Origin of the sequence: Methylobacterium sp. Leaf106 (assembly GCF_001422895.1) — a bacterium.
Classification (GTDB): Bacteria; Pseudomonadota; Alphaproteobacteria; order Rhizobiales; family Beijerinckiaceae; genus Methylobacterium; species Methylobacterium bullatum.
Genome location: NZ_LMNB01000001.1, coordinates 184704 through 210138, shown reverse-complemented (window position 1 = coordinate 210138; position 25435 = coordinate 184704). Strand labels below are relative to the sequence as shown.

The 25435-nt window shown below is 67.3% G+C and carries 29 protein-coding genes; 15 read left to right on the top strand and 14 right to left on the bottom strand.

Going from position 1 to position 25435, the window contains the following annotated elements:
- Positions 1-100: 100 nt before the first annotated feature.
- The 10 genes from ASF34_RS00955 to ASF34_RS00910 form a co-directional block, all read right to left on the bottom strand.
- Positions 101-664, bottom strand: coding sequence for a hypothetical protein (locus tag ASF34_RS00955; protein WP_056157707.1), 564 nt, complete (start codon positions 662-664; stop codon positions 101-103).
- A 314-nt stretch (positions 665-978) separates the two neighbouring features.
- Positions 979-1278 carry a hypothetical protein gene (locus tag ASF34_RS23220; RefSeq protein WP_210166709.1) on the bottom strand — a complete coding sequence of 100 codons (300 nt, stop codon included), beginning with the start codon at positions 1276-1278 and terminating at the stop codon, positions 979-981.
- On the bottom strand, positions 1275-1463 hold the full coding sequence (locus ASF34_RS00945; RefSeq protein ID WP_056157699.1) for a hypothetical protein: 189 nt from the start codon (positions 1461-1463) through the stop codon (positions 1275-1277). The genes ASF34_RS23220 and ASF34_RS00945 overlap by 4 nt, the downstream gene beginning before the upstream one ends.
- Positions 1460-1711 carry a hypothetical protein gene (locus ASF34_RS00940; RefSeq protein ID WP_156465567.1) on the bottom strand — a complete coding sequence of 84 codons (252 nt, stop codon included), beginning with the start codon at positions 1709-1711 and terminating at the stop codon, positions 1460-1462. Before ASF34_RS00940 ends, ASF34_RS00945 begins: the two co-directional genes overlap by 4 nt.
- 234 nt (positions 1712-1945) lie before the next feature.
- A complete protein-coding gene (locus tag ASF34_RS22545; RefSeq protein ID WP_156465566.1) occupies positions 1946-2197 on the bottom strand; it encodes a hypothetical protein in 252 nt (83 codons plus the stop codon).
- Positions 2197-2466 carry a hypothetical protein gene (locus tag ASF34_RS00930; protein WP_056157690.1) on the bottom strand — a complete coding sequence of 90 codons (270 nt, stop codon included), beginning with the start codon at positions 2464-2466 and terminating at the stop codon, positions 2197-2199. The genes ASF34_RS22545 and ASF34_RS00930 overlap by 1 nt, the downstream gene beginning before the upstream one ends.
- A gap of 70 nt (positions 2467-2536) precedes the next feature.
- Positions 2537-2689, bottom strand: a complete 153-nt coding sequence (locus ASF34_RS00925; RefSeq protein WP_156465565.1) for a hypothetical protein — start codon at positions 2687-2689, stop codon at positions 2537-2539.
- Between the two features lie 53 nt (positions 2690-2742).
- Positions 2743-3501: a phosphoadenosine phosphosulfate reductase family protein gene (locus ASF34_RS00920; RefSeq protein WP_056157685.1), complete on the bottom strand. Its 759-nt coding sequence runs from the start codon at positions 3499-3501 to the stop codon at positions 2743-2745.
- 44 nt (positions 3502-3545) lie between these two features.
- Positions 3546-3965: a GIY-YIG nuclease family protein gene (locus ASF34_RS00915; RefSeq protein WP_156465564.1), complete on the bottom strand. Its 420-nt coding sequence runs from the start codon at positions 3963-3965 to the stop codon at positions 3546-3548.
- A gap of 331 nt (positions 3966-4296) precedes the next feature.
- Complete coding sequence (locus ASF34_RS00910) at positions 4297-4587, bottom strand: GCG_CRPN prefix-to-repeats domain-containing protein (protein WP_056157678.1); 291 nt, start codon at positions 4585-4587, stop codon at positions 4297-4299.
- A gap of 299 nt (positions 4588-4886) precedes the next feature.
- Here ASF34_RS00910 and ASF34_RS00905 point away from each other — a divergent pair, with 299 nt between their 5' ends.
- From ASF34_RS00905 to ASF34_RS00855, 11 genes are all read left to right on the top strand, one after another.
- Positions 4887-5486, top strand: a complete 600-nt coding sequence (locus ASF34_RS00905) for a cysteine hydrolase family protein (protein ID WP_018042971.1) — start codon at positions 4887-4889, stop codon at positions 5484-5486.
- A gap of 81 nt (positions 5487-5567) precedes the next feature.
- Complete coding sequence (gene poxB / locus ASF34_RS00900; protein WP_056157676.1) at positions 5568-7328, top strand: ubiquinone-dependent pyruvate dehydrogenase; 1761 nt, start codon at positions 5568-5570, stop codon at positions 7326-7328.
- A gap of 93 nt (positions 7329-7421) precedes the next feature.
- Positions 7422-8165 carry a (Fe-S)-binding protein gene (locus tag ASF34_RS00895; RefSeq protein WP_056157674.1) on the top strand — a complete coding sequence of 248 codons (744 nt, stop codon included), beginning with the start codon at positions 7422-7424 and terminating at the stop codon, positions 8163-8165.
- Positions 8162-9751 carry a lactate utilization protein B gene (locus tag ASF34_RS00890; RefSeq protein ID WP_056157671.1) on the top strand — a complete coding sequence of 530 codons (1590 nt, stop codon included), beginning with the start codon at positions 8162-8164 and terminating at the stop codon, positions 9749-9751. Before ASF34_RS00895 ends, ASF34_RS00890 begins: the two co-directional genes overlap by 4 nt.
- Before the next feature lie 196 nt (positions 9752-9947).
- Positions 9948-10541 carry a LutC/YkgG family protein gene (locus ASF34_RS00885; protein ID WP_056157668.1) on the top strand — a complete coding sequence of 198 codons (594 nt, stop codon included), beginning with the start codon at positions 9948-9950 and terminating at the stop codon, positions 10539-10541.
- 149 nt (positions 10542-10690) lie between these two features.
- Positions 10691-11551, top strand: a complete 861-nt coding sequence (locus ASF34_RS00880; RefSeq protein WP_056144572.1) for a transglutaminase-like domain-containing protein — start codon at positions 10691-10693, stop codon at positions 11549-11551.
- A gap of 256 nt (positions 11552-11807) precedes the next feature.
- Positions 11808-12563 (top strand): hypothetical protein, encoded by a 756-nt coding sequence (locus ASF34_RS00875; protein WP_056157665.1) that lies wholly within the window; start codon positions 11808-11810, stop codon positions 12561-12563.
- A gap of 69 nt (positions 12564-12632) precedes the next feature.
- Positions 12633-14033 (top strand): ethanolamine ammonia-lyase subunit EutB, encoded by a 1401-nt coding sequence (locus ASF34_RS00870; RefSeq protein ID WP_056157662.1) that lies wholly within the window; start codon positions 12633-12635, stop codon positions 14031-14033.
- Positions 14030-14839 (top strand): ethanolamine ammonia-lyase subunit EutC, encoded by an 810-nt coding sequence (eutC, locus tag ASF34_RS00865; RefSeq protein WP_018042979.1) that lies wholly within the window; start codon positions 14030-14032, stop codon positions 14837-14839. The genes ASF34_RS00870 and eutC overlap by 4 nt, the downstream gene beginning before the upstream one ends.
- Before the next feature lie 417 nt (positions 14840-15256).
- On the top strand, positions 15257-16987 hold the full coding sequence (ilvD, locus tag ASF34_RS00860; protein ID WP_018042980.1) for a dihydroxy-acid dehydratase: 1731 nt from the start codon (positions 15257-15259) through the stop codon (positions 16985-16987).
- On the top strand, positions 16974-17873 hold the full coding sequence (locus ASF34_RS00855) for a tetratricopeptide repeat protein (RefSeq protein ID WP_056144582.1): 900 nt from the start codon (positions 16974-16976) through the stop codon (positions 17871-17873). Before ilvD ends, ASF34_RS00855 begins: the two co-directional genes overlap by 14 nt.
- A 141-nt stretch (positions 17874-18014) precedes the next feature.
- On the opposite strand, the gene ASF34_RS00850 is transcribed toward ASF34_RS00855, so the two are convergent.
- The 4 genes from ASF34_RS00850 to xth all read right to left on the bottom strand — a co-directional run bounded on the left by ASF34_RS00850 (position 18015) and on the right by xth (position 21558).
- On the bottom strand, positions 18015-18638 hold the full coding sequence (locus tag ASF34_RS00850) for a glutathione S-transferase family protein (RefSeq protein ID WP_056158854.1): 624 nt from the start codon (positions 18636-18638) through the stop codon (positions 18015-18017).
- A 65-nt stretch (positions 18639-18703) separates the two neighbouring features.
- Positions 18704-19330, bottom strand: coding sequence for a class I SAM-dependent methyltransferase (locus ASF34_RS00845; protein ID WP_056157659.1), 627 nt, complete (start codon positions 19328-19330; stop codon positions 18704-18706).
- A 26-nt stretch (positions 19331-19356) separates the two neighbouring features.
- A complete protein-coding gene (locus tag ASF34_RS00840; protein ID WP_056157656.1) occupies positions 19357-20604 on the bottom strand; it encodes a DUF3419 family protein in 1248 nt (415 codons plus the stop codon).
- Between the two features lie 159 nt (positions 20605-20763).
- On the bottom strand, positions 20764-21558 hold the full coding sequence (gene xth, locus ASF34_RS00835) for an exodeoxyribonuclease III (RefSeq protein ID WP_056157653.1): 795 nt from the start codon (positions 21556-21558) through the stop codon (positions 20764-20766).
- An 86-nt stretch (positions 21559-21644) separates the two neighbouring features.
- On the opposite strand from xth, the gene ASF34_RS00830 reads away from it, so the two are divergent.
- The 4 genes from ASF34_RS00830 (at position 21645) to ASF34_RS00815 (ending at position 25382) form a co-directional block, all read left to right on the top strand.
- Positions 21645-22367 (top strand): ceramidase domain-containing protein, encoded by a 723-nt coding sequence (locus ASF34_RS00830; RefSeq protein ID WP_056157650.1) that lies wholly within the window; start codon positions 21645-21647, stop codon positions 22365-22367.
- Between the two features lie 187 nt (positions 22368-22554).
- A complete protein-coding gene (locus ASF34_RS00825; protein ID WP_018042987.1) occupies positions 22555-23877 on the top strand; it encodes a homoserine dehydrogenase in 1323 nt (440 codons plus the stop codon).
- 48 nt (positions 23878-23925) lie between these two features.
- Positions 23926-24921: a class II fructose-bisphosphatase gene (gene glpX / locus ASF34_RS00820; RefSeq protein ID WP_056157646.1), complete on the top strand. Its 996-nt coding sequence runs from the start codon at positions 23926-23928 to the stop codon at positions 24919-24921.
- Positions 24922-24926: 5 nt separating this feature from the next.
- Positions 24927-25382 carry a GNAT family N-acetyltransferase gene (locus ASF34_RS00815; RefSeq protein ID WP_056157644.1) on the top strand — a complete coding sequence of 152 codons (456 nt, stop codon included), beginning with the start codon at positions 24927-24929 and terminating at the stop codon, positions 25380-25382.
- Positions 25383-25435: the final 53 nt, after the last annotated feature.

Sequence of the window (25435 nt, the reverse complement as noted above, 5' to 3'; positions counted from 1 at the left end):
ACCCAAGGCGGCAGAGTGATTGTGCATTTGCCGAAGCGGCCACACCAGCTTTGCACCTCCCAGTGTACGCAGGCGTCACATTTCACGTAGCTGTTGGCCCTCATCTGGTGATCTCCTTCCACCCTAATCGCTCGGCCGCAGCCTTCAGGACGGGCAACGCGGCGCCGTACTTCTTCTCCAAACGCGCTCGGGTCTCAGCCGGCAGATGCGCCAGGCGGGCCGGGTCGGAGTTGTCCTCGACGTCGGCGATCTTGACGAGGAGGGTGTGAAGGTCGGTGCTGTACCAGATGGCGAAGGTCTGGGCCTTCTCAAGGTAACTACCACCCGATGGGGGTTGCCCAAGGAAGACAGTCTTGACCACGACGTCCTCGTCGAAGCCCTCTTGCTCTAGTCGCTCGCGCGTCACCGGTCCAAACGGACGCGGATCGGGCTCAAGAATGTCGTGGAGCCATGCAAGCTGGATGGCCTCGTCCCAGCGCCTCAGCCGATGCTCGAAATGGGCGGCGAAATACCGTTCGGTTCTCGCGGCCACCCGCTCCAAGTGCCGGATGTACGGTTGGCCCGCCTTGTCGAACTGTCCGGCGTGAACGACGCGGGCGAACCGTTCGGCATCGGCAGCCGTGCGTCGTAGGGGTGGCAGGATCAGTTGCACGCCCGCACTCATCGCCCCATCCTCCGCAGAGGCTCCAGCACCATCGGTCTGCGCTCAGGCATGGTCAGGGTCGCTCCACAATGACGCTTCGACGAGGCGCACCGACAACGACGCCGCGTCGACCATGAGAAAATGAGGGCGGCGGGCTAGGCGAAGCCGCTCCAGTGCCAGCGCTTGGCTTTCTCGGTTGATACTCGCCGCACCAGTTCTCATGCCGGGTGTCTGGGTGCGGCGATGGGCCAGAAATCGGTGGGTATCGCCGACAGAACAAAGCCTCCTCTCCCATGTAAGGATACGCTTTGCTGAAGCGGCAGTTTTCGCAGCGCTCAGGCATGGTCACTCTCCGTCTTTCGCGAGCCCGAGGCCTGCGCCGGGGAGGGGGAGAACGAGTAGCCGACCTTCTTGAGGTGCTGCTGGTCGCCGTCGAAGTAGATCGCCCCGGCCTGCCACCAGATGTCGTCGCCGATCTCCGGCATGCTGGTCTGGGGCTCGGCGTAGACGCAGGTTTCGTCCGCCATACCTGGCGAGCCGTGAGGGCGATCCACCACCCACAGGCGAACCACCTCCCGTCCGCTTTCGGGTAGCCGAACGGGAAGGATTTCGATCAGTCTGCCGCCGACGCTCATCGCTGTGTCTCCCATCCTGATTTCGGTTGGCCGAGTTGCTCGTTCGCCCACTGGATGCCTCGGCGCTGGCCATCCTTGGTGATCTGAGCGAGGGCGATCTTGCGGGCCTCGTGGACCCTCCGGTCCTCGGTCGTGACGCCCCACAACAGTCCGTAGATGCGTTCCTCTGCGCTCGGCTCACTCATCCCCGTCCCGCTCCCAAGAGGTCGTTCGTGCATCCCGCGAGGGGGAGGGGGGCCGCTGACGTGCTGTCCGGATCGACGCCCATCCGCTTGCACATCGCCCAAGCGTAGGTGCTGCCGAGGCCGAACATCTCCACCGCGAAGACCCAGTTCGGATCGCGCTTGCGCTTGGCGAGGCGGCGGGCGCCCTGAAACGCGCGAAGCATCGTGAGGCTGTCGAGCTTCTTTTCCATCGGTTCTGGCTCGCTCACGGCTCCGTCCCTCCCTCAATTGCGGAGGCGGGGAGGGCGAGGGGCTTCCGATCCCGAAGAGCCTTCCGTATCCGCATCTGGATTTCGCGGCTGCGTTGGTGCTTCCTGGCAACCGAGTGAACCGCCTCGATGATCTCAGCAACGGCGGCCTGGGGGAGAAGGCACGGCAGCCCTCCGCTAGACCGGCTGTACTCGTGGTAAGCTGCGGCGATGGAGCGAGGATCTACGGTCATTTCACCGTCCTCCCTGAGCGGCGGGGAGGGGGGAGAGTGCCCGATCTGGCGTGACGTTCTTGGCGAATTGGGCCTGAAGGCCATGCCAGACGTTCTCGCCAACCAGCACAAGATCGCCGGGCCGGTAGGCTTCCATCACCTCGGCGACGCTGCCAATCTTAACCAGCACCGGAGGCCCAGGATGGGGATGGCGGCGTAGCGCGGCTCCGTTCGGTTGCAGCCAGTCGCTCATTTCGATGCGGATACCGTCCATCAGACCCACTCCCCGTTGCCGAGCGGCAGGCCGATGAAGGGCATCCGCTTCCGCTCCTCGCGCTTCTGTTCGATGTTCGGTTCGCCGGCCTTGGCCTTGCGGACCCACTCGCGGAAGTCCGCGCAGCAGCCCTCGCCGGTCTCGGCGTAGCGGGCGCACTTCTGGACCCAGTTGAAGGCGGACCCGCCGCAGCCCCGGCATTCGAAGCCAAGGGGGATGTGGGCGGCGATCTCGGATAGCGATGGATGGTCGGTTGGTTTCTGGTCCATCTTCACATCCCCCCACTGTTGGCGGGAAGGCTCAGGCCCAAGCCTGCGGCGAGGAGGAGAGAGAGGGCGGTCATGCTGCGGCCTCCGAGGTGGTGGGATCGTTGAGGCGGAAAGCAGTCTCGGCGTCGGAATCCTCTTCCGTGCAAAGCTCGACACGAAGATCCGCAAGCGCATTATCCAACCGATCACGCCACGACTCGCCGCCTTCGGTCTCAGCGTTCATGAGGTACTCTCGGAGCTTATCCACGACCTCGTCGAATGGGATTGGGCGCTTAATCACAGCGTGCACGCGCGGCATGATCCGACCTCCCGGCGCTTGTCCTTTTCCATCCTGGCGAGCGATCGGGTCGGTACGCGACCTCGCGCGAACTCAGCCCCGAGCGCTCTACGGCCGGCTGGCCATGCGTCTCGTTGCGGCGAGCGGAACGTGTAGGGCTTGCCGCGGGCCTCGCTGACGAAGTCCTCCAGATCGGCGCCGAGATCGAAGGACTGGCGGTCGTCGCGCCACAGGACGTACAGCTCGCCGAGCCGTGCCCAGAAGCAGTTGTTGCAGTCTGTCCGATCGGGGATCGTGACGCCGCGCTGGTCGAGGTAGGCGTAGACGTCTTGGATCGTCCAGCCCCATTCCTTCATCGGAAAGCGAACCTGGACCCCGGCTTCTTCCGGAAAGATCATCCCTACGCGATCGCCCTCGTCGGCCCGAAGCCCGACATACGAGATGCAGGGCGAGTGGGCGCGCATCCAGGTGTAATAGGGATCGAGCTTCAGGATACGGGTACACCACCGCGCTCGATGGTTTGGGAGCATGGCCTGGCGCTTAATCTCGCCAGCAAGGCTCTTGCCCTGGGATGCGACGGTCAGCGGCTTGCCCAGCAGTTCGGCAACCTTGCGCCAGTGGGCGATCATCGCCGCCGGCTCGTCTCCGGTCGGGGTGATGACGTAGTGGTCGATCGGCATGCCGAGCTCGGCCATCCGAAGCGCGAGCGCAGTGCTGTCCTTGCCGCCGGACAGGGCCATGACGTGGAGGGGCGCCATCGCTCAAAGCCCTCCGGTGAGGGTGGAGGGGAGGGAAGCGGGGGTCAGATGATCGCGGCGACCTCCTCCATGGTTGGGGGCCAGCCACGCGTGCCGATACGATCCTTCTCGCGGGTTGGATGATAGGCGTTCGCCCACCAGTGCTCGGCCATCGCCGTCGCCGCGGTGAAGGAATGCGAGTACGGCGCGAGCGCATCCAGCAACTCGGCCAGCTTGCCCTCCCGCCGGAACCACTCGTTCCGATGATGCAGCTTCTCCGACCGGAAGAACCCGTGAAGCAGCGCCTCGTCCTGCTCGTTGCCGAGGATGTGCGCTTCGCGTGTCACCGGCCATGGGCACGACGTGCCGATGATCCTGATCCGCGTACTCACGTCCTGCGCAACGCCGATCTTCGTGAAGCCCTCGCACGTCGCGAAATAGACGAAACTGATTTTGTTGCCGCGCATAGCCAGCCCCCCATCCAAACCCTGACCCCGCGACGGATGTTATGGCGCTAAGTCGGTTGGACGGTTCGCCGAAATCCCTTGCAATCCCGTGGAGTGATCCGGGGTCCAACAATCCGGTAAGGAGCTGATCCATCTACATTTTGGCGCCCCAACCGGGGTCGCCACGCACACCTTCGCGGTGATGATGCGAGGCTGATCCGGTCACCTCGGTCTCCGCTTCCTCTCAAGACATGAAGAAGGCGCCTCCGATTGGCTCGGAAGCGCCTTGTGGATCGTCATGGGTGCACCCCGGGCCTCGCCCGTGGGCAAGGATGCTCCCGGCCCGGCCGGGAGCATAGCCCTTCACCGCTCAGTAGCCGAACCGCACGTAGGGTCGGGGGGCGTAGGCATAGGGGACGGGGCCATAGGCGTAAGGCCGGTAATACGGACGAGGCCTATAGCCGTAGCCATAGCCGTAGACCGGCACCGGACGAGGCGCGTAGTAGCCGTACGCACGGGATGTGGCCCGGCATCCGAACGCGGACGGATAAAAGCCGTAGCCGCAGCCGCCGGCGGCCTGGGCTGTCGTCGTGCTCGCGGCAGCCATCGTCAGGCCACCGATGACGGCGCCGATGAGGCCGAAAGTCTTCACGTGTTTCATGACATCAACTCCGGATCGCATCCCCTCGGGACCACAGCTTCACCTCGGGGCGTGCTGCATCAAGACACCCGATCGCTGAACAAATTCTGACATTTTCGCTGCCTGCACCAACCGACGGCGACCCGGTGCTTGAACGCGCGATTTCGTGATTGAGAAAGGCGCGAACGAGAGCCTTACGCTCCCGGGCGGGTGCGGGCGCCCCCGCCGTGACGGATGGGATTGACGTCGACCGTGGATGGGGTCTCCTCCCCCGCAGCGTTCTTACGCCCACCATGCCTTCGACAGATCGGAACCTCGCCATGCCAGACCTCAAGACCCTTCGCGACGTCTCGGGCCTGAGCCCGGCGCCGGCCCGATTGCGCGCCTCCGCCCTGATCATGATCGACCTGCAGAACACCTACCGCGAGGGAATCATGCGGCTGGAGCAGGTGGAGCCCGCCATCCGCGCCGCGCGCGAACTCCTCGACCGTGCCAGGGAGGCCGGCATCCCCATTGTCCACATCCAGCACGACGCCGGGCAGGGCTCGCCCTATGACATCTCCGCCGCCATCGGGCGGATCAGCGACGAGGTGGCGCCGCAAGCCGGCGAGACGGTCATCGTCAAGAATTACCCCAACGCCTTCGTCGGCACGAACCTGCAGAAGCATCTCGAGGAATCCGGCGTACAGTCGGTGCTGCTCGCCGGATTCATGACGCATATGTGCATCAACTCGACGGCGCGCGGCGCCTTCAACCTCGGCTTCAGCCCTACGGTTGTGGCGTCCACCACGGCCACCCGTGCCTTGCCCGGCCCCGATGGTTCGGTGGTGAGCGCGAGCGCTCTGCAGGCCGCGAGCCTCGCCACCCTCGGTGATCTCTTTGCCGTGATCGCTCCGGGCGTCGGCGACATCGCGGATTGACCCGTCCCGGCGCCTCGTATCCGCCGGACGGGAACGTGTGCGGCGCATCATCGTTCGGCTTCTGAAGCAGGAGTTGAACCCATGAAGATCGACATCGTCGCGGATCTCGTCGTCGAAACCTTGCAGCAGGTGGGTGTGCGGCGGATCTACGGTGTCGTCGGCGACAGCCTCAACGCCATCACGGAGTCGATCCGGGCGCGGGGCGTCATCGACTGGGTGCATGTACGCCACGAGGAGGTCGGAGCCTTCGCGGCGGGCGCGGAAAGCCAACTCACGGGAGAGCTGGCGGTCTGCGCCGGTTCCTGCGGCCCCGGCCATGTCCATCTCGTCAACGGGTTGTTCGATTGCCACCGGACCCGGACGCCGGTCCTGGCCATCGCCGCGCATATCCCCTCGGCCGAGATCGGCTCCGGCTACTTCCAGGAGACGGACCCGAAGGCCCTGTTCGCGCAGTGCAGCCATTATTGTGAACTCGTGTCCGATCCTTCGCAGCTGCCGTTCGTCCTCGAGAACGCCATCCGCGCCGCGGTGGGTGAGCGCGGTGTCGCCGTGGTGATCATCCCCGGCGACGTGGCGTTGAAGGATGCGCCGGCCCGGGCCATCGCGCCCAATGCCGGCCTGCTGCCGACCAAACCCGTTATCCGCCCCGCCGATGCCGAGCTCGACGCGCTCGGCGAACTGCTCGACGGCTCGTCGAAGATCACGCTGCTCTGCGGCCGGGGTTGCGCCGGCGCCCATGCCGAACTGCTGCAGCTCGCCGAGGCCCTGAAGAGCCCCATCGTCCATGCCCTCGGCGGCAAGGAATATGTGGAATACGACAACCCCTTCGATGTCGGCATGACCGGCCTCATCGGCTTCTCGTCCGGCTACGCGGCGATGCGCGACTGCGACACGTTGCTGATGCTGGGCACCGATTTTCCCTACAAGCAGTTCTATCCGGCCCATGCCAAGGTGGCGCAGATCGATCTGCGGCCGAACCAGCTCGGCCGGCGCACGAAGCTCGATCTCGGTCTCGTCGGCGACGTACGCGACACGATCGCCGCGCTCCTGCCGAAGCTCGGCGTCAAGTCCGACCGGGCCTGGCTCGATGCCAGCCTGAAACATTACGCCAAGGCCCGCGAAGACCTCGACGATCTCGCCACCGGGGCGCCGACCAAGGGCTGGTTCGGACTGAAATCGGCCAAGTCCCCGATCCATCCGCAATACCTCACCAAGCTCGTCAGCGAGGCGGCGGCGGACGACGCCGTCTTCACGGCGGATGTCGGCACACCGACGATCTGGGCCGCTCGCTACCTGAAGATGAACGGCAAGCGCCGTCTCCTCGGTTCGTGGGTGCATGGCTCCATGGCCAACGCCATGGCGCAGGGCATCGGCGCACAGGCGGCCTGTCCCGGCCGGCAGGTCGTGTCCCTCTCGGGCGACGGCGGATTCACCATGCTGATGGGCGATTTGCTGACCCTGCGGCAGGAGAAGCTGCCGCTGAAGGTCGTGATCTACAACAACGGCTCCCTCGGCTTCGTCGAGATGGAGATGAAGGCCGCTGGCTATCTCGAGACCGGTGTCGCCCTTGAGAACCCGGACTTCGCCGCCATGGCCCGGGCCGTCGGCCTTCACGCGGTGCGGGTGGAGGATCCGGCCGAACTGGAGGGCGCGGTCCGGGATGTGCTCGCCCATGACGGACCGGCCGTCCTCGACGTGGTGGTCAACCGCCAGGAACTCTCGATCCCCCCGAAGATCGACGGACAGCAGGTGAAGGGGTTCAGCCTCTACGTGCTGCGAGCGGTGATGAGTGGCCGCGGAGATTCGGTTCTCGATCTCGCCAAGACCAACATCATCCGGTAGACCACGCTCTATCTTTGAACGTATCCAAACTGAACGGTGATGCGGCCGACGGGTTGAACGGCGGCCGCATCCGAGGAGAGAAGACCGGTTTCCATGCGCATCGGACTGTTCGTGCCGTGCTACGTCGATGCTTTCGAGCCTGAAGTCGGCATCGCGACGCTGGAACTGCTGGAACGCTTCGGCCTCGACGTGGCCTATCCTTTCGACCAGACCTGCTGCGGCCAGCCGATGACCAATACCGGTTGCCATGCCGAGGCTGCGGCGACGGAGGCGCTCTTCGTCAGGAACTTCGCCCCGTTCGATTACATCGTCGCCCCGTCCGGCTCCTGCGCGCATCAGGTGCGCGAGCATCTCACCGCGATCCCGCAGACGGACGAGGTGAAGGACGTCCGTGCCAAGACCTTCGAACTGGTGGAGTTTCTGCACGACGTGCTGAAGGTCGATGCCTTCCCCTGGGCGGAGTTCCCACACAAGGTCGGCTACCATTCGAACTGCAACGCCCTGCGCGGCATCCATCACGCGCGGCCTTCCGAGCTCAACAAGCCGGCCTATTCGAAGCCCCTCGATCTCCTGTCCAAGGTGAAGGGGATCGAGATCGTCACACCGGCACGGCCGGACGAATGCTGCGGATTCGGCGGCACGTTCAGCGTGTTCGAGCCGGCCGTGTCGGCCAAGATGGGCTACGACAAGGTCAGCGACCACAGCCGTGCCGGGGCCGAATACGTCGTCTCGTCCGACTCGTCCTGCATGATGCACCAGAAGGGCTGCGCCGCGCGGATCGGCGTGCCGCTCAAGTTCATCCACATCGCCCGCATCCTCAACGGAGTCTCGGCATGAGCGCACATGAGGAGAGCGGTCCCCGCGAGCGTATGATCCATCCGGACGTCGCCAAGGCCGTCGACGAGAGCGAGCGCGACCAGGATGGTCGCCGCCTCGATCACGCCGAAGCGACCACGAGGCCGATCGGCGCCGAGCCCCAGGCGAAGGCGGCGCGGGAGCCTCAGCCGCGCGGTGCCAAGATCCGCGGCAACCGGCCGATCGATCAGGCCGAGGCCGCCGAGCGCTTCCTTGCGGCCCCACTTCATCAGAAGGCCCATGACGAACGCCTGTGGGATCTGCGCAAGAAGCGCGACACGGCGGCCTTCGGTATTCCGGAATGGGAGGAGTTGCGCGACCTCGCCTCGCAGATCAAGGCGCACACCCTGTCGAATCTCGACCGGTATCTTGAAGAATTCGAGGCGAATGCGAAGGCCAACGGAGTCCATGTCCATTGGGCGGCGGACGGAGCCGAGCACAACCGTATCGTCCACGGCATCCTGAAGGATCACGGCGCCAAGTCGTTGATCAAGTCGAAGTCGATGCTCACCGAAGAATGCGGCTTCCGGCACTACATGGCCGGCACGGGCATTGAGGTGATCGAGACCGATCTCGGCGAGCGCATCCAGCAGCTCGACAACGAGGAGCCGAGCCACGTGGTGGTGCCGGCGGTGCACAAGACCCGGTTCGACGTGGCCGCCGTCTTCGCCAAGACCATGGGCACCGACCCGGAGAATGACGACGCCCACTACCTGGCCGAGAGCCAGCGCATGCATACGCGGCCGTTCATCCTCGAAGCGGATGCCGGCATGACCGGCTGCAACTTCGCCATTGCCGAGACCGGCACGGTGGTGACCTGCACCAACGAAGGCAATGCCGACCTCTCGGGCAACGTGCCGAAGCTTCAGATCCATTCCATCGGCATCGAGAAGCTGATCCCGCGCATCGAACATCTCGGCGTGTTCCTGCGCCTGCTCGCACGCTCGGCCCTCGGCTCGCCGATCACCCAGTACACCTCGCATTTCCGCGCGCCCCGCGAGGGCAGCGAGATGCACTACGTGCTGGTCGATAACGGCCGCTCCGAGCGGCTCGGCATGGAGGAGTTCTGGACCTCGCTCAAATGCATCCGCTGCGGCGCCTGCATGAACACCTGCCCGGTCTACCGGCGCAGCGGCGGCCTTTCCTACGGCGCGACCTATTCCGGCCCGATCGGCCTCATCATCGACCCGACCTTCAACAAGCGGAAATACTCGACCCTGCCGTTCTCCTCGACCATGAACGGCAGCTGCACCAATGTCTGCCCGGTGAAGATCAACATTCACGAGCAGATCTTCGCCTGGCGCAAGGTCCTGGCGGAGGAGCACCAGATCCCGCTCCTGAAGCAGGGCATGATGAAGGCGGCGGGGCAGGTGCTGAGCCGGCCCGCCACCTACCGCGCCGCCATCGGTGCCGCCGATTCCGCCCTCAGGGCGCTGCCGCGCTTTGCGGTCTACAACCCGCTCAACACCTGGGGGAAGGGACGCGAGATGCCCGACAGCCCGCGCCAGAGCTTCCACAGCTGGTACAAGCAGAACCGGATGGACAAGAAGCCGGAGACGGACGCGTGAGCAGAGCTCCTTCCGTGTCGGCGAGATCACTTCGGCTGGTGCGCATCCCCTCTCCCCGCTGGCGGGTAGAGGGGCGCGTCTCCCCCTCGTCGGGGCGCGCGCCGAGGCGGCAGCCGAAGGTGAGGGGGAGCATCCGGGGGAGTTACGTCCTGAGAGACGCCCTATGGCCAAGCGATCGTAGTTGGAGTGTTGGCCGATGAGCTCCCGCGACGACACGCTGGCCCGCATCCGCAAGAACCGCCCCGCCGGCGACCATCCCCTGCCGGACATCCCGGACTTCGAGCCGCTTGTCAGCGACGACCTCGTGGCGGAGTTCGGCGAGCGCCTGAAGCGCATGGGCGGGCGCATCGCGGCGCCGGTTCCGGGTGAGGACCCCTTCGCCGCCGTGCGCGAGCGGCTGGACGATAGCGCGGTGATCGCCTCGGCGGTGCCGGAGATCGCCGGCAATCGCGATCTCTCTCGCGTGACGTTTCCCGCTGATCTCGCCGATGTGGACGTCGCCGTCGTCCGCGCCGTGTTCGGCGTGGCCGAGACCGGGTCCGTGCTGTTCACGCAGGACGAGCTGAAGGTGAACGCGGTGGCCTATCTCGCCCAGCATCTCGTCGTGCTGCTCGATCCCGCCGACATCCTGGTCAACATCCAGGCGGCCTATCGCCGGCCGGATTTCGGCCGCGCGGCCTATGCCGTGCTCCATACCGGTCCGTCGGCCACCGCCGACATCGAGGGCGTGCTGATCCACGGCGCGCAGGGCGTGCGCTCGCTCACGGTGATCCTGCTCCCCCACGCCTGACGGGTCGGCCTCAAGGGGCGATGGGTGGGCTGCGCCTCCCCTGGCACTGCCCCCGGGAAACGGCAGAACTCGGCCTTTCCCGCAGGATCCTTGTCGCCACGACGGGCGTAATCCTTGCTAGGACATCCCTAACGGAGGAAGGAACGTCCATGCGCTACACGCTCGGTTGCAGTCTGTCTTATAACATACTCTCGGACACGACCTTCATCTTCAATATCGAAGTGGCTCGTTTGAAGAGCCTCGAGATTCTGAGCGAGACGCTGACGCTCAAGCCGGACCTGAAGCGGGAAATCTACATCTCGCCCGACCTGCAGAACCGCTATCTCGGCGTGAACGTCCCCGCCGGCCAGTTCTCCCTTGAGTACAACGCCGAGGTCGAACTCACCGTCCACCGGGCCGATCCGGCCACGATCAACGAGACGCCGATCTCGCAGCTTCCCCTCGACATCCTTCCCTTCCTGCTGCCGAGCCGCTTCGTCTCCTCCGACCGGCTGACGCCCTTCGCGCAGGCCGAGTTCGGGGCGCACCCCAAGGGACATCAGCGCGTCAACGCGATCTGCAACTGGATCCACGATCACCTGACCTACCAGCCCGGCACCAGCGACGGCGAGACGACGGCCGACGAGAGCCTGCTCAAGCGCGCCGGCGTGTGCCGCGATTTCGCTCATATCGGCACGGCCTTCTGCCGGGCCCTGGGCATCCCCGCCCGCTTCGTGAGCTGCTACGCCCACGGCCTTGTGCCGAGCGACTTCCACGCGGTGTTCGAGGCCTATCTCGACGGCCGGTGGTGGCTGTTCGATGCCACCCGTCAGGCCGATCTCGACGGCCTGGTCCGCATCGGCGTCGGCCGGGATGCCGCCGAGATCGCGTTCTCGACGCCCTATGGCAACATGCAGCCGGTCAACCAGCAAATCCGCATCGCCCGCTCCGACGGCCTCGGCAGCCCGCCCCAGCGCACGGTCGACGCGATCTCGACGGAGTTGCCGGCCCCGCATGCGGGCGCGGCCTGAACGACAGGATCACAGGATGACGGCATCCTGTGATCCGCGCCCGGTTCATCTGGAAGGAGGCACGCGCGATGTTCGGAAGGGATGTCATGTGGGGTCGACATCGAGCCGACACATCCCGCCGGACGCTAAGCCCTGCCCCCTCCTATGCCTGATACTGAATTAAAGGGGATCACCCTCGCTTTTTTCAGTCGAACGCTGGTTCGGCCGGCTATAGATCGGTTTTTCCCATGCGCACGACGGTAGGGAACGAGGCAGGATGGCAGCCCCTCTTCAGACGCGCGGATCCACATCCGCGGCTTACCGCGATGCGTTTCGCGCGGTCACTTCCCTGTGGCGCGAGACGGGGCTCGTCGCCCTCGCCCTGATCGTTCAGTCTCTCCTCACCGCCCGTATGAGCGGTTCGAAAAACTCGAGCGGATCACTGACGGCCGCTCTCATCGAGATCGCCGTCACCATCCTCCTCGTCCCTTACACGATGGCGATCTATCGTCATGTCCTCGGCTTGCGGCCGGAGAGCGCCCAGACCCTGCTGAACGAGGCGATGCGGCGGAAGGATCTTATCGCCTATCACCTCGGATGGTTTCTCATCGGCATCCTGTGGGCGCGGGTGGCGATCCTTCCCATGGCTGCGCTCGGTCTTCTGATGATTCCCGCTTTCGTCCTCACCATCTGGCTGACAAGCCGTCTCTTCACCGTCGGACCCACCCTCGCGATCGAGGGGTTGGAGGTCACGCCGCAGGCCGCGTTTCGGGCCACGGCCGGTCAGGTCTGGACCATCTTCTACATCGGCTTTCGCGTGGCCCTACCGCTCGTAGCGCTCGCGCTCCTTCTAGGCATTCTGGTCTTCGCCTCCAGCGATCAGCCAGCCGGTAGGGCAGGGACGCCGCCCTCGATCCTCACGGAAATTCTGATTCTCCCGTTCTCCCTGTTCGGCCTCGTCCTTCGCGCCGTCCTCGAGGCGCAGATCTTTCGGGAGCTCGGTCTTTTCAGCCCAAGGCGAGAGGTGGAATAACCACCCTGCCGGGTGGCTCGATTTTCGCGACGCATGGTTTTCGCGACGGCGATGCAGGAGCATTGAGACATGACCTATCGCCACATCGTCGGCCCCAAGACCCACGTCTTCGCGGATCTCGCGACGCTCATGGCCAAGGCCACCCCGCTGCGCTCGGGCGACCGGCTCGCCGGCATCGCGGCGGAATCGGCGGAAGAGGGGATGGCGGCGCGCTGGTGCCTGTCCGAGGTGCCGCTGTCGGAGATCCTGGCGAAACCCCTCATTCCCTACGAGGAGGACGACGTCACCCGCCTCATCCTCGACACGCACGATGCGGTGGCCTTCAGGGAAATCGCCCATCTCACCGTCGGCGATTTCCGCGAGTTCCTGATCAAGGCGTCCTCAGAGACGCTGACCCGGATCTCGCCCGGCATCACGCCGGAGATCGCCGCCGCCGTCTCGAAGATCATGCGCCATCAGGACCTGATCCTCGTGGCACGCAAATGCCGGGTTGTGACGAAGTTCCGCAACACGATCGGCCTGCCCGGCCGGCTTTCCGTCCGGCTCCAGCCGAACCATCCCACCGACGATGCCGCCGGCATCACCGCCGCCATCGTCGACGGGTTGTCCTATGGCTGCGGCGATGCCGTGATCGGGCTCAATCCCGCCTCGGATTCGGTTTCCACCCTGAGCGGTTTGCTCCACCTCTTCGACGACCTGATCCAGCGCCTCTCGATCCCGACGCAGGGCTGCATCCTTACCCATGTCACCACCACCCTGGAGGCGATGAACCGGGGCCTGCCGGTGGATCTCGTGTTCCAGTCGATCGCGGGCACGCAGAAGGCCAATGCCAGTTTCGGCGTCACCCTTCCCATTCTGAAGGAGGCGCATGAAGCCGCCCTTGCCCTGAAACGCGGCACGGTGGGCGACAACTGCATGTATTTCGAGACCGGGCAGGGTTCGGCGCTCTCGGCCAATGCTCATCACGGCATCGACCAGCAGACCCTTGAGGCACGGGCCTACGCCGTCGCGCGCCCGTTCCGGCCACTCCTCGTCAACACCGTGGTCGGCTTCATCGGGCCGGAATATCTCTATGACGGGCGGGAGATCATCCGGGCCGGGCTGGAGGACCATTTCTGCGGCAAGCTCATGGGCCTGCCGCTCGGCTGCGACGTCTGCTACACCAACCATGCCGAAGCCGACCAGAACGACATGGACACGCTCCTGACCTTGCTGGGAGCGGCGGGCTGCACCTTCGTCATGGGTATTCCCGGTGCCGACGACGTGATGCTGAACTACCAATCCACCTCGTTCCACGACTCGCTCTACGTGCGCGAGGTGCTCGGCCTGAAACGCGCGCCGGAATTCGAGGCGTGGCTCGAACAGATCGGCCTCACCGACGCCGAGGGCGCGCTCCTGCCAGAGGGGCCGAGCGCGCGGCTCATCGCGGCGGCTCCCGGCCTGTCCGCGCAGAAGGGAATCGCCGCATGAGCGCCGAGGACATCTCCGAGGATCCGTGGACCAGATTGAGCCGCCTGACGCCGGCGCGGATCGGCCTCGGGCGCGCCGGCACCGGCATGCCCACCATCGAGGTGTTGCGCTTCGGGCTCGCCCATGCCCAGGCGCGGGACGCGGTCCACACGCCGATGGATGCCGCCGAGGTCGCCGCGGGGATCGAGGCGCTGGGCTATCCCACCCTCACCCTCGCCTCGGCGGCGCCGGACCGCGCCACCTACCTGCGCCGGCCAGACCTCGGCCGCACGCTCGGCGAGGACAGCGCGACGATCCTGGCCGAAAAACCTTCTGAGCCGGTGGACCTCGCCATCGTCGTGGCGGACGGTCTCTCGGCCCGGGCGGTGCACGAGGGCGCGGCCGGGTTCCTCGCCGCCTTCAAGCCGCATATCGACAAGGCCGGATGGACGCTGGCTCCCATCGTGGTGGCGACGCAGGGGCGCGTCGCCCTCGGCGACGGGATCGGCGCGGCGCTGAAGGCCCGTGCCGTCGCCGTGCTCATCGGCGAGCGGCCCGGCCTGTCCTCGCCCGACAGCCTCGGCATCTACCTGACCCTCGACCCGCGCGTCGGGCGTTCGGATGCCGAACGCAACTGCATCTCGAACGTCCGACCCGCCGGGCTCTCGCACGACCTCGCCGCGTTCAAGCTCGACTGGCTCCTGCGCGAGGCCTTCGTGCGCGGAATTACGGGCGTGAACCTCAAGGACGGCAGCGGGCCGGAACTGGAGCCGCCGCCGCGTCAGCAGGCTCTGGAAGACGGAATCGATACCGCATCCCGGACCTGACGAAACGGCCTACGCCATCCGCGAAGCCCGAGCGTCACGCGCTCCCTCGTCCCGGAAGATCCGCCATTTAGGGCCGCGTCACGGCTCGCGGCGCAGCGCGTCGTCTTGCCGAACGCTCCCCGACTCCGATCCCGCCCGCCGTCCTCACCGACGAAGCGTGGCTGTGGCGGGGTCGCAACACCGCGAAAGCATCCCGACTTCGCCTTGGGACACGCCCTCATTCGCCGCGATCCCGCCATAAACCGGGACCACCTCAACATCCGTGGTAAACGACAGTTTCCCCAACACTTTACCGCTGAATTCCGAGACTGCGTTTCACGGTGTCGAACGACGCTTCACCGGCGTCGCATGCCATCGCGTTGAGAGCCGACAGCCGGGTTTCACCCGAAGCGCCTGAGACCGGGGCCGAGAGAGACGATGGACGTGCGTACCACAGACAAGTCGAAGCTTCCGAGCCGCCACGTCACGGAAGGGCCCGAGCGGGCGCCGCACCGTTCGTATCTCTACGCCATGGGTCTCACCAAGGAACAGATTCACCAGCCGCTGGTGGGCGTCGCCTCCTGCTGGAACGAGGCCGCGCCCTGCAACATCTCGCTGATGCGCCAGGCGCAGGCGGTGAAGAAGGGTGTCGCCGCCGCCAACGGAACGCCGCGCGAGTTCTGCACCATCACCGTCACCGACGGCATCGCCATGGGCCATGCCGGCATGCGCGCCTCGCTGCCCTCCCGCGAGGTCATCGCCGATTCGGTCGAGTTGACCATGCGCGGCCATGCCTACGACGCCCTCGTCGGGCTGGCCGGCTGCGACAAATCCCTGCCGGGCATGATGATGGCCATGGTGCGTCTCAACGTGCCGTCGATCTTCATCTACGGCGGCTCGATCCTGCCCGGCTCGTTCCGAGGCAAGCCCGTCACGGTGCAGGACCTGTTCGAGGCGGTGGGCAAGCACGCCGTCGGCGACATGAGCCTCGACGATCTCGACGAACTGGAGCAGGTCGCCTGCCCCTCGGCCGGGGCCTGCGGCGCGCAGTTCACCGCCAACACAATGGCCACGGTCTCCGAGGCCATCGGCCTTGCGCTGCCCTACTCGGCGGGCGCCCCGGCCCCTTACGAGATCCGCGACAGATTCTGCATGACCGCGGGCGAGAAGGTGATGGAGCTCATCGCCAAGAACATCCGCCCGCGCGACATCGTCACCCGCAAGAGCCTGGAGAACGCCGCTGCCGCCGTCGCGGCCTCGGGCGGCTCCACCAACGCGGCCCTGCATCTGCCGGCGATCGCGCATGAATGTGGCATCAAGTTCGACCTGTTCGACGTGGCCGAGATCTTCAAGCGCACGCCCTACATCGCCGACCTGAAGCCGGGCGGACGCTACGTCGCCAAGGACATGTTCGAGGTCGGCGGTATTCCGCTCCTGATCAAGACGCTCCTCGACCACGGCTTCATCCACGGCGACTGCATGACGGTGACCGGCCGTACGATCGCCGAGAACATGGAGCACGTCGCCTGGAACCCGGACCAGGACGTGGTCCGGCCCGCCAACGCGCCCATCACCGTCACCGGCGGCGTCGTCGGCCTGCGCGGCAACCTCGCGCCTCAGGGCGCCATCGTGAAGGTCGCCGGCATGTCGGAAGACAAGCAGGTCTTCACCGGCCCGGCCCGCGTGTTCGACGGCGAGGAAGCGTGTTTCGAGGCGGTCCAGAAGCGCACCTACAAGGAGGGCGAGGTTCTCGTCATCCGCTACGAAGGCCCGAAGGGCGGCCCCGGCATGCGCGAGATGCTGTCGACCACCGCCGCGCTCTACGGCCAGGGCATGGGCGACAAGGTCGCCCTCATCACCGACGGGCGCTTCTCCGGCGCGACGCGCGGTTTCTGCGTCGGCCATGTGGGTCCCGAGGCCGCCATCGGCGGGCCGATCGGCCTGATCCGCGATGGCGACATGATCACCCTCGACGCGATCAAGGGCACGCTCGACGTAGCCGTGACCGACGAGGAATTCGCCAAGCGGCGGGCGGAATGGACGCCGCGGACCAACACCGCGACCTCCGGCTATCTCTGGAAGTACATGCAGACCGTCGGTCCCGCGGTGGACGGCGCCGTCACCCATCCCGGGGGCGCCGAGGAGATTCAAACCTATGCGGATGTCTAGGACTGACCTTCGCCGGCCCGCGCGGCCGGCAGGGGCCGATCCCGGTCGCGCCGCACGTCGGGTGAGGCGGATGGGAGCGGCCCTCGCGCTGCTCCTCGTCGGCGCCACCTCGGCCCTGGCGCTGGACCCCGCCGCGCGCACGCCCGTGCCCGCGACGGGCGGTTACCGCACGGCGCGCGAAGCCCTTCGCTCGGGCGTCCGCGACTACAATGCCGGCGACAAGGAAGGGGCCGCCCGCGCCCTCGAATACGCCGCCGGCCAGGGCCACGCCCTCGCCCTGTGGAAGCTCGGCCGAATGTATGCCGAGGGCGACGGCGTGCCCCACGACGACCTGAAGGCCTTCGAGTTCTTCTCGCGCATCGCCGACGACAACACCGACGACGGGCCGGACACCCAGAATTCCGGCGTGGTCGCCAGCGCCTTCACGGCGCTCGGCACGTATTTCCTCGACGGGATCAAGGGCACCTACGTGCGCCCGAACCCGGAGCGGGCCTACGACATGTTCAACTACGCGGCGTCGTATTTCGGCGACCCGAACGCCCAGTACAATCTCGCGCGACTCTACCTCGAAGGGACCGGCGTGGATGCCGACCCGCGTCAGGCGGCGCGCTGGTTCAACCTCGCCGCCGAGAAGGGCCATGCTCCGGCCCAGGCTCTGCTGGGTGACCTCCTGGTGAACGGGCAGGGCGTTCCGGCCCAGCGGGCCCGTGGCCTGATGTGGCTGTCGCTGGCGCGGGAATCGGCGCAAGGGCGCAAGGACGACTGGATCGTCACCCTGTCCGATAAGGCCTGGGCCACCGCCTCGGAAGAAGAGAAGGCCCAGGCTCAGGCCCAGGCCCTCCAGGCTCAATCGCAGGTCACCGGATCGTCCCGGCGCCGTCGCTAGAGCTGCGCCCGACCACCTCGGGTCGGGGCACATCTCTAGGCTTTTGTTGTGCCGCGCTCTTTTTCGCCGAACCGTCATCCCCTTCGGCGCAGAGCGCTCCAGGCGATCCGGGAAGGAAGCAACAGCCGGCTCCCGGCTGGCTCAGTTCGTCGGCGCCGCGATCGCCGTGACGAAAGACGGACGCGAGAGCGTCGCGTCTATATAAGCGGCGAGCTTCGGCCAGCGGCTCGCATCGACGGGCTCCTTGGCGAGCCGAAGGTTGTGGAAGGTCGTGGCGACCGCGATGTCGGCGATGCTGAAGGCGCCGCCCACGAGGTAGGGGCCGTCGATCTGGCTCTCCAGGTAATCGTAGAGCTTCGGGAACTCGTCCGTCACCGCCTTCACCGCCACGGCCTCGTCGCCGGGCTTGCCCATCAGGACGGGCTTCACCACGCGCTCGGCGAAGGGCTTGATCAGCACCGGAAACAGCTCGGTATCGCCGAACTTGTCGAACCAGACGGCGCGTGCGCGCTCCTTCGGCGCCTGCGGCCACAGGGCCGGATTCGGGTGCTTGGCCTCGATATAGGCGGAGATCGCCGAGGAATCGGCCAGCCGAAAGCCGTCATCCTCGATCGCCGGGATCTTGCCGAGCGGGCTGCAGGCCTGGAACGACTCGTCCGGCGCGTGGAAGAAGACGGGCTTGTGCTCGAAAGCGACGTCCTTCTCGGCCAGCGTGACGAGGATCTTGCGGACGAAGGGCGAATAGCTCGTGCCGTAGAGAATCATGCGGAGAAACAACCTGTTGTGACGGGAGGAAGGGGCAGGCCGAATGGCTCTTGCCGTCCGACCCCTCAGATAGGGCTTCGATCCGGCTCGATCACCCCATGCACGGCATAGCCGCCAAACCGCTGCACGATCCGGGCGCGTCGCCGCGACGTCCGCGCGACCTCGCCGAGAGTGTCGGCGAGCCCCTGACGCGGAGTGACGTGGAACCCCGCGAGCCATCGGTTGAGCAGCCATCGGGCCGGCATGGGCAGACCGCCCTGATCGCCGAAATCGACCACGTGCAGGGAGCCGCCGGGCGCGAGGTGACCGGCGGCCTCGGCGAGGACGACGCGCCAGGGCGGGATCATCGACAGGGCGTAGGAGATCACGATCCGGTCGAACTCGGCCTCCCCGAACAGGGCGGCGGGGTCGAAGTCCGTGGCATCGCCACGGGCGAGGCGGATGCGGTGGGCGAGGCCCGCTCGGGCGGTGGCACGGCCCGCCGTATCGAGCATCTCGGCCGAGACGTCGAGGCCGAAGCAGCGGGCATCCGGGTAGGTCCGCGCGATGCGCACGAGGTTGCGCCCGGTGCCGCAGCCGATCTCCAGCACGCTGCCCCCGGCGGGCGGGCGGAGATCCGCGATCATGCCGTCGCGACCGAGGAGGTAGAACTTCCGGCTCGCATCGTAGATGTGCCGCTGGTGCCGGTACATCCGGTCCATCAGCCGCGCCGCCTCGCTCACGACGAGGCCAGCCGGTAGAGGTGGAACGCCCCGTAGATCGACGACCGGTCCTGCTCGCCGAGGCGGCGGCTCTCCTCCTCGGCATAATCCCAGGCACCGAGGATGGAATCCGGCACCCGGCCGGGCAGCCGGCGCTCGTCCGCCGCCGTCCTGAAGATCACGCGGGCGCCGGGCCGGGCCGCGCGGGTGATCTGGGTCCACAGGTCGGTGAGGTCGGCATCCGTCATCCAGTCCTGCGCATCGAGGAGGATCACGGCATCGACGCTGGCGGCCGGGCTCTCCCGCAAGAATCCGGTCATCGATTGCTGGCGGAAGTCGAGGCGGCCGGCGCGCTCGCGCAGGGCCGCGTGGTTCCCGGCCTGCAGATAGGGCGGCAGCGATGCGTCGGGCGCGGTGTCGTAGGCGCGGCCGAAGGCCTGCCAGGCGAAGTAGTTGGACCGGATCGGGAAGCCGCAGGCGAGACGCTCGAGACGGTGGCGCAAGACGGCCGCCATCCCGCCGGGGCCGTCGCCCGCCAGGGCTACGTATTGCGCGGGCGGGATGCCGAGACCGTAGAGCGAGGCCGGCTGGCGAATGAGCCAGCCGATGAAGGCCTTCTCGAAGAGCGGGGCCAGTTCCTTCTCGAAGATCGTCCGCTGTTCGGCGAGGTCCCGCGCCTTCAGAACGGCACCGAGATCGCAGCCATAGCGGCGGGCGAGCCAATGGCCCGCGCCGATGAAACGCCCGAGCAGGCCGTAGCGGTAGAAGCCGTGCTCGAAGGCCGAGATGCGGCGGCGCCCGTCGAGGCGTCGGGCCTCCCAATAGGCGCGGGACGTGGCGTCGAGATGCGGGCGGATGATCTCGTCATAGGCAGCGACGTTCTCGGGCCGGGCAGGGCGGCCGAAGAAGCCGAAGAAAGCGCCATGGTCGGGCAGATGCCGGAGGGCGGCAAGCTTGAGCTTCCCCAGGGCCACATGGGCGCCGTTGAGGTCGACGGCGCTGATCCGGGCCGGGTTGGCCGTAAGGTAGGAGAGCGCGTTGCAGCCCCCGGAGGCGATGGTGACGACGTGGTCGTCGGGCTGCAGCCGGAGTGCCGCCATGTCCACCACCGGATCTTCCCAGATCTGCGGATAGACCAGACCGCTGAAGGCCGCCGTGAACAGGCGTTCCGACACGCCCGCCTTCGAGAAAGCCCGGTTGCGATGGACGGCCTGGGTGAGCCCCAGACTCGTCTCGCGGCGGATGGCCCGTGCTGCGCGCGTCATGCGAGGTCTCGCGTCGCTGGTTGGCGTGATCGACGCCAGGGCCGTTACGGCATCCGCATGACCGCCCGGTGACGGAGGATCGTCTCCGGATGGCTCCGGGGACGGATCATTCGTTCACCTGTCCTGCCCCGCCCGGCACATCCATGGCGCGGGTCTCGTTCAGCGCGGTCGCAGCTCGACCGTCACCGGCACATGGTCCGAGGGTTTTTCCAGGCCGCGCAGGTGCTTCTGCACAGAGGCGGAGACGAGACGGTCCGCGGCCTGCGGCGAGAGCAGCAGGTGGTCGATGCGGATGCCCTGGTTCCGCTGCCAGCAGCCGGCCTGGTAATCCCAGAACGTGTAGAGGCCGGGGGAGGGGTCGCAGGCGCGCACGGCCTCGGTGAAGCCCTCCGCCAGGAGCGCGCGGAAGGCGGAACGGGTCTCGGGAAGGAACAGCGCGTCGTTCACCCAGGCGCTCGCGTCCGCCGCGTCCTCGGGCTCGGGGATCACGTTGTAATCGCCCGCCAGCACCAGGGCCTCCTCATCGGCCAGGAGCGCGCGCGCATGCAGCCGCAACCGCTCCATGAAGGCGAGCTTGTAGGTGTATTTCGGTCCCGGCGTCGGATTGCCGTTGGGCAGGTAGATCGAGGCCACCCGGACGGGGGCCAGATCCTCTCCCGAGATCAGCGCCTCGATGTAGCGGGATTGCTCGTCGGTCTCGTCGCCGGGCAAGCCACGGCGGACCTCGCTCATGCCGAGCGGCGTCCGCACCAGCAGCGCCACGCCGTTATAGGCCTTCTGCCCCAAGGTCTCGACGGCGTAACCCGCCGCCTCGAGCTCGGCGCGGGGAAAGCCCTCGTCCTGGCATTTCAACTCCTGCAGACAGACCACGTCGGGCTTGGCCTCGTCGAGGAAGCCGGCGAGATGGCCGACCCGCTGCTTGATCGAATTGACGTTCCAGGTGGCGATCCGCATGGGCTCTGAGATCCGGTCGGAGAGGGCCGCCCGTCATCGGGCCTTCGCGTCGGGCTGGCAAGGCATGCGCGGGGGAGGAAGTCAGGATGTCCGACGGCTGGTTCGCACCGATCCGGGCCTATTGCGAGCGCGGGGATGCGGGCTTCTGGGCCGAGCCGCTGAACGCCGCCTCCAACGGCGCCTTCCTCGTCGCCGCGTTCCTGGCCTTCCGCCTCGCCGGCTCCGGCCCGAAACGCGACCGGGCGGCGACGGCGCTGGCCGGGCTCGTCGCCCTCGTCGGCATCGGGTCGTTCCTGTTCCACACCCTCGCCGTCCGCTGGGCGATGCTCGCCGACGTCATCCCCATCGCCCTCTTCATCTACGCCTATTTCTTCCTGGCCCTTCGGCGTCTCCTCGGCCTTTCCCTCGTTCCGGCGATCCTGACGACACTCGGCTTTGCCGGCTTCGCGGCCGGGCTGGAACCGGCCCTCGACGCGCTCACGGGCCAATCGGTCGACCGCTTGAGCAACGGTTCCATCGCCTACGCGCCCGCCATCCTGGCCCTCGTCGGCGTCGCCGCCGGCTTGCTGATGCCCCAGACATGCTCCCTCGGCCCGGCACGGAGCCGCGCCGGCCTCTCGCTCCTCGCCATCGCCGCCCTGTTCGCCCTCTCCCTGACCTTCCGGACCCTGGACGCCGCCCTCTGCCCGAGCCTGCCGATCGGCACCCATTTCTTCTGGCATTGCCTCAACGCCGCCGTCCTGTACGGCCTCATCGCCACGGCGTGGCGCTTCGAGGCAGCGGTTGACGATCGGCGTTCCGCGCCCTGACGAGGACGGCTCCGTCGGTCTCCGATTTTCTCCCTCGACGCCGCGTCGCGAGGAACGACGGGTTTTCTTGCACCACACAGGGATTCGTTGCAGAAGAGCCGGCCGTTCGAAGGAGCGGCGTCGCGCACAGGCTTGGACGACGGGTAACCCGCTCTCGGCCGAGCGAAGTCAGATACGGATCGCGTCCATGTCACAGAGCCTCCGCCTCGGCGTCGCCGGTCTCGGCACCGTCGGTGCTTCCGTCGTTCGGATGGTGGCTCGCCGCGCAGGAGCCATCGCCGCCGCCACGGGCCGCGAGGTGCGCGTCACCGCCGTCTCCTCCCGCGACAAGACCCGCGACCGCGGCCTCGATCTCACCGGCGTGACCTGGTTCGACGATCCCGTCGCCCTGGCCTCCTCGGGCGAGGTCGATTGCGTGGTGGAGCTCATCGGCGGCTCGGAAGGGCCGGCCAAGGCCACGGTGGAAGCCGCCATCGCTGCCGGCAAGCACGTGGTCACCGCCAACAAGGCCCTGCTCGCCCATCACGGCGCGGCCCTGGCGAAGGCCGCCGAGGCCAAGGGCGTGACCCTGGCCTACGAGGCGTCCGTGGCCGGCGGCATCCCCGTCATCAAGGCCCTGCGCGAGGGGCTCACCGGCAATGCCGTGTCGCGCGTCTACGGAATCATGAACGGCACCTGCAACTACATCCTCACCCGGATGGAGAGGGAGGGCCTGACCTTCGAGGCCTGCCTCAAGGACGCGCAGGCCTTGGGCTATGCCGAGGCCGACCCGACCTTCGACGTCGAGGGGTTCGACACCGCCCACAAGCTCGCCATCCTGGTCAGCCTCGCCTTCGGTGTGGAGATCGATGCCGAGGGTGTCTCGGTGGAAGGCATCTCGGCGATCCAACCCCTCGATCTCACCATGGCCGAGGAACTCGGCTACCGGATCAAGCTGCTCGGCGTCGCGCAGGTGGCCGAGGGCGGAATCGAGCAGCGCGTCCACCCGACGATGGTGCCGAAATCCTCCGCCATCGCCCAGGTCATGGGCGTCACCAACGCCGTCACCATCGATGCGGATGCGGTGGGTGAACTCACCCTGATCGGCCCGGGAGCCGGCGGCGAGGCGACCGCCTCGGCGGTGGTCGCCGACATCGCCGACATCGCGGCCGGCGTCGCGCGCCCGACCTTCGGACGCCCCGCCGCGAGTCTCGCCCCGTCGGAGCGGGTGGCGATGCAGCGGCACGAGGGCGGCTACTACATTCGCCTCACGGTCCATGACCGGCCCGGCGTCGCGGCCGGCGTCGCCACGCGGATGGCCGAGCGCGACATCTCCATCGAGAGCATCCTGCAGCGCCGCTCGGAGAGCGCCGCCAGCAAGGACCCGCATGGCCGCTCCGGCCAGCCGGTGCCCCTGGTGCTGATCACCTACGCCGCCACCGAAGGGACCATCCGCGCGGCGCTCGACGCCATCGCGGCCGATGGCCTCCTCGCCGAGGCGCCGCAATTGATCCGGATCGAACGCGAATAAGAAGGCCGCCCATCGCGGCCCAGACACCAGGTGAGGGACGGGACCAAGATGGCGGACGATATCGTTGGGGGGGTGGGACGTCCGGTGTCCCGCACCATGAGCCTCGAACTGGCGCGGGTGACCGAGCGCGCCGCCATCGCCGCCGCCCGCCTGCGCGGGCAGGGGCGGGAGAAGGAGGCCGACCAGGCCGCCGTCGACGCCATGCGGCGCGAGCTCAACCTCCTGCCCATCAACGGCACCGTCGTCATCGGCGAGGGCGAGCGCGACGAAGCGCCGATGCTCTATATCGGCGAGCAGCTCGGCACCGGCGTCGGCCCGAAGGTCGACATCGCCGTCGACCCCCTGGAGGGGACGACCCTCTGCGCCAAGGACATGCCCGGCGCCATCGCCGTGATGGCGCTCGCCGAGCACGGGTCGCTGCTGGCGGCGCCCGACGTCTACATGCAGAAGATCGCCATCGGCCCCGGCTATCCTCAGGGCCTCGTCGATCTCGACGCCAGCCCGGCCGACAACATCGCCGCGCTCGCCCGGCACAAGGGCTGCGCCCCATCCGAGATCACCGCGATCATCCTCGACCGGCCGCGCCACATGGCCCTCGTGGCGGCCGTGCGCGAGACCGGCGCAGGAATCCGCCTGATCTCGGACGGCGACATCGCCGGCATCATCCACACGACGAGCCCCGACGAGACCGGTGCCGACATCTATCTCGGCATCGGCGCGGCGCCCGAAGGGGTCATCGCGGCCGGCGTCCTGCGCTGCATCGGCGGCCACATGCAGGGCCGGCTGATCCTCGACAGCCACGACAAGCGCGAGCGCGCGGCCCGCATGGGCATCAGCGATCCGAACCGGAAGTACGAGCTCGCCGACATGGCGCGGGGCGACGTGATCGTGGCCGCCACCGGTGTCACCGACGGTGCGCTCCTGCAGGGCGTGCGGTTCAAGTCCGGCATGATCGTGACCGAGACGGTCATCTACCGTTCCGCCACCGGTACGGTCCGCCGCATCGTCGGTGAACATCGCCGGCCCGAGCGTTTCGAGGCCTGAGCGCCGTGTCGGATTCGACGATCCGCCCGGTACGGCCCGACGAGCGCGAGGCCTGGGAGGGCTTGTGGTCGGGCTATCTCGACTTCTACCGGGCCGCGATCGGACCGGAGATGCGCGACCTGACATGGTCTCGTCTGCACGATCCGCTGGTGCCGCTCCACGCCCTGGTGGCGGAAACGGACGGCGAGACCGTCGGCCTCGTCCACTACCTCTTCCACGCCTCGGCCTGGACACGCGGCCCCTACTGCTACCTGCAGGACCTGTTCACGGCGCCTGAGGCACGGGGCAGGGGGATCGCCCGCGCGCTCATCGAGGCCGTGACCGCGCAGGCCCGGCACGCCGGCGCCGACCGCGTCCACTGGCTGACCATGGAAGACAATACCCAAGCCCGCGCCCTCTACGACAGGCTCGCCGACCGGTCGGGCTTCATCCAGTACCGCCGGATCCTGGGTCCGGGCTGAGCGGATGATGGGGTGGCCGGCATCCCACATGCGAGCCCCGCCCCGGTTCTCAG

What these genes read in the sequence shown, in the direction of transcription:
- ASF34_RS00885 (WP_056157668.1), top strand. Translation starts at nt 9,948, where the DNA reads ATGAGCTCCCGCGACGACACGCTGGCCCGCATCCGCAAGAACCGCCCC.
- ASF34_RS00840 (WP_056157656.1), bottom strand. Translation starts at nt 20,604, where the DNA reads ATGACGCGCGCAGCACGGGCCATCCGCCGCGAGACGAGTCTGGGGCTC.
- ASF34_RS23220 (WP_210166709.1), bottom strand. Translation starts at nt 1,278, where the DNA reads ATGAGCGTCGGCGGCAGACTGATCGAAATCCTTCCCGTTCGGCTACCC.
- ASF34_RS00825 (WP_018042987.1), top strand. Translation starts at nt 22,555, where the DNA reads ATGTCACAGAGCCTCCGCCTCGGCGTCGCCGGTCTCGGCACCGTCGGT.
- eutC (WP_018042979.1), top strand. Translation starts at nt 14,030, where the DNA reads ATGAGCGCCGAGGACATCTCCGAGGATCCGTGGACCAGATTGAGCCGC.
- ASF34_RS00955 (WP_056157707.1), bottom strand. Translation starts at nt 664, where the DNA reads ATGAGTGCGGGCGTGCAACTGATCCTGCCACCCCTACGACGCACGGCT.
- ASF34_RS00855 (WP_056144582.1), top strand. Translation starts at nt 16,974, where the DNA reads ATGCGGATGTCTAGGACTGACCTTCGCCGGCCCGCGCGGCCGGCAGGG.
- ASF34_RS22545 (WP_156465566.1), bottom strand. Translation starts at nt 2,197, where the DNA reads ATGGACGGTATCCGCATCGAAATGAGCGACTGGCTGCAACCGAACGGA.
- ASF34_RS00895 (WP_056157674.1), top strand. Translation starts at nt 7,422, where the DNA reads ATGCGCATCGGACTGTTCGTGCCGTGCTACGTCGATGCTTTCGAGCCT.
- ASF34_RS00880 (WP_056144572.1), top strand. Translation starts at nt 10,691, where the DNA reads ATGCGCTACACGCTCGGTTGCAGTCTGTCTTATAACATACTCTCGGAC.
- ASF34_RS00945 (WP_056157699.1), bottom strand. Translation starts at nt 1,463, where the DNA reads ATGAGTGAGCCGAGCGCAGAGGAACGCATCTACGGACTGTTGTGGGGC.
- xth (WP_056157653.1), bottom strand. Translation starts at nt 21,558, where the DNA reads ATGCGGATCGCCACCTGGAACGTCAATTCGATCAAGCAGCGGGTCGGC.
- ASF34_RS00850 (WP_056158854.1), bottom strand. Translation starts at nt 18,638, where the DNA reads ATGATTCTCTACGGCACGAGCTATTCGCCCTTCGTCCGCAAGATCCTC.
- ASF34_RS00890 (WP_056157671.1), top strand. Translation starts at nt 8,162, where the DNA reads ATGAGCGCACATGAGGAGAGCGGTCCCCGCGAGCGTATGATCCATCCG.
- ASF34_RS00930 (WP_056157690.1), bottom strand. Translation starts at nt 2,466, where the DNA reads ATGGACCAGAAACCAACCGACCATCCATCGCTATCCGAGATCGCCGCC.
- ASF34_RS00905 (WP_018042971.1), top strand. Translation starts at nt 4,887, where the DNA reads ATGCCAGACCTCAAGACCCTTCGCGACGTCTCGGGCCTGAGCCCGGCG.
- ASF34_RS00925 (WP_156465565.1), bottom strand. Translation starts at nt 2,689, where the DNA reads ATGAACGCTGAGACCGAAGGCGGCGAGTCGTGGCGTGATCGGTTGGAT.
- ASF34_RS00875 (WP_056157665.1), top strand. Translation starts at nt 11,808, where the DNA reads ATGGCAGCCCCTCTTCAGACGCGCGGATCCACATCCGCGGCTTACCGC.
- ASF34_RS00910 (WP_056157678.1), bottom strand. Translation starts at nt 4,587, where the DNA reads ATGAAACACGTGAAGACTTTCGGCCTCATCGGCGCCGTCATCGGTGGC.
- ASF34_RS00870 (WP_056157662.1), top strand. Translation starts at nt 12,633, where the DNA reads ATGACCTATCGCCACATCGTCGGCCCCAAGACCCACGTCTTCGCGGAT.
- poxB (WP_056157676.1), top strand. Translation starts at nt 5,568, where the DNA reads ATGAAGATCGACATCGTCGCGGATCTCGTCGTCGAAACCTTGCAGCAG.
- ASF34_RS00845 (WP_056157659.1), bottom strand. Translation starts at nt 19,330, where the DNA reads ATGTACCGGCACCAGCGGCACATCTACGATGCGAGCCGGAAGTTCTAC.
- ASF34_RS00920 (WP_056157685.1), bottom strand. Translation starts at nt 3,501, where the DNA reads ATGGCGCCCCTCCACGTCATGGCCCTGTCCGGCGGCAAGGACAGCACT.
- ASF34_RS00830 (WP_056157650.1), top strand. Translation starts at nt 21,645, where the DNA reads ATGTCCGACGGCTGGTTCGCACCGATCCGGGCCTATTGCGAGCGCGGG.
- ilvD (WP_018042980.1), top strand. Translation starts at nt 15,257, where the DNA reads ATGGACGTGCGTACCACAGACAAGTCGAAGCTTCCGAGCCGCCACGTC.
- glpX (WP_056157646.1), top strand. Translation starts at nt 23,926, where the DNA reads ATGGCGGACGATATCGTTGGGGGGGTGGGACGTCCGGTGTCCCGCACC.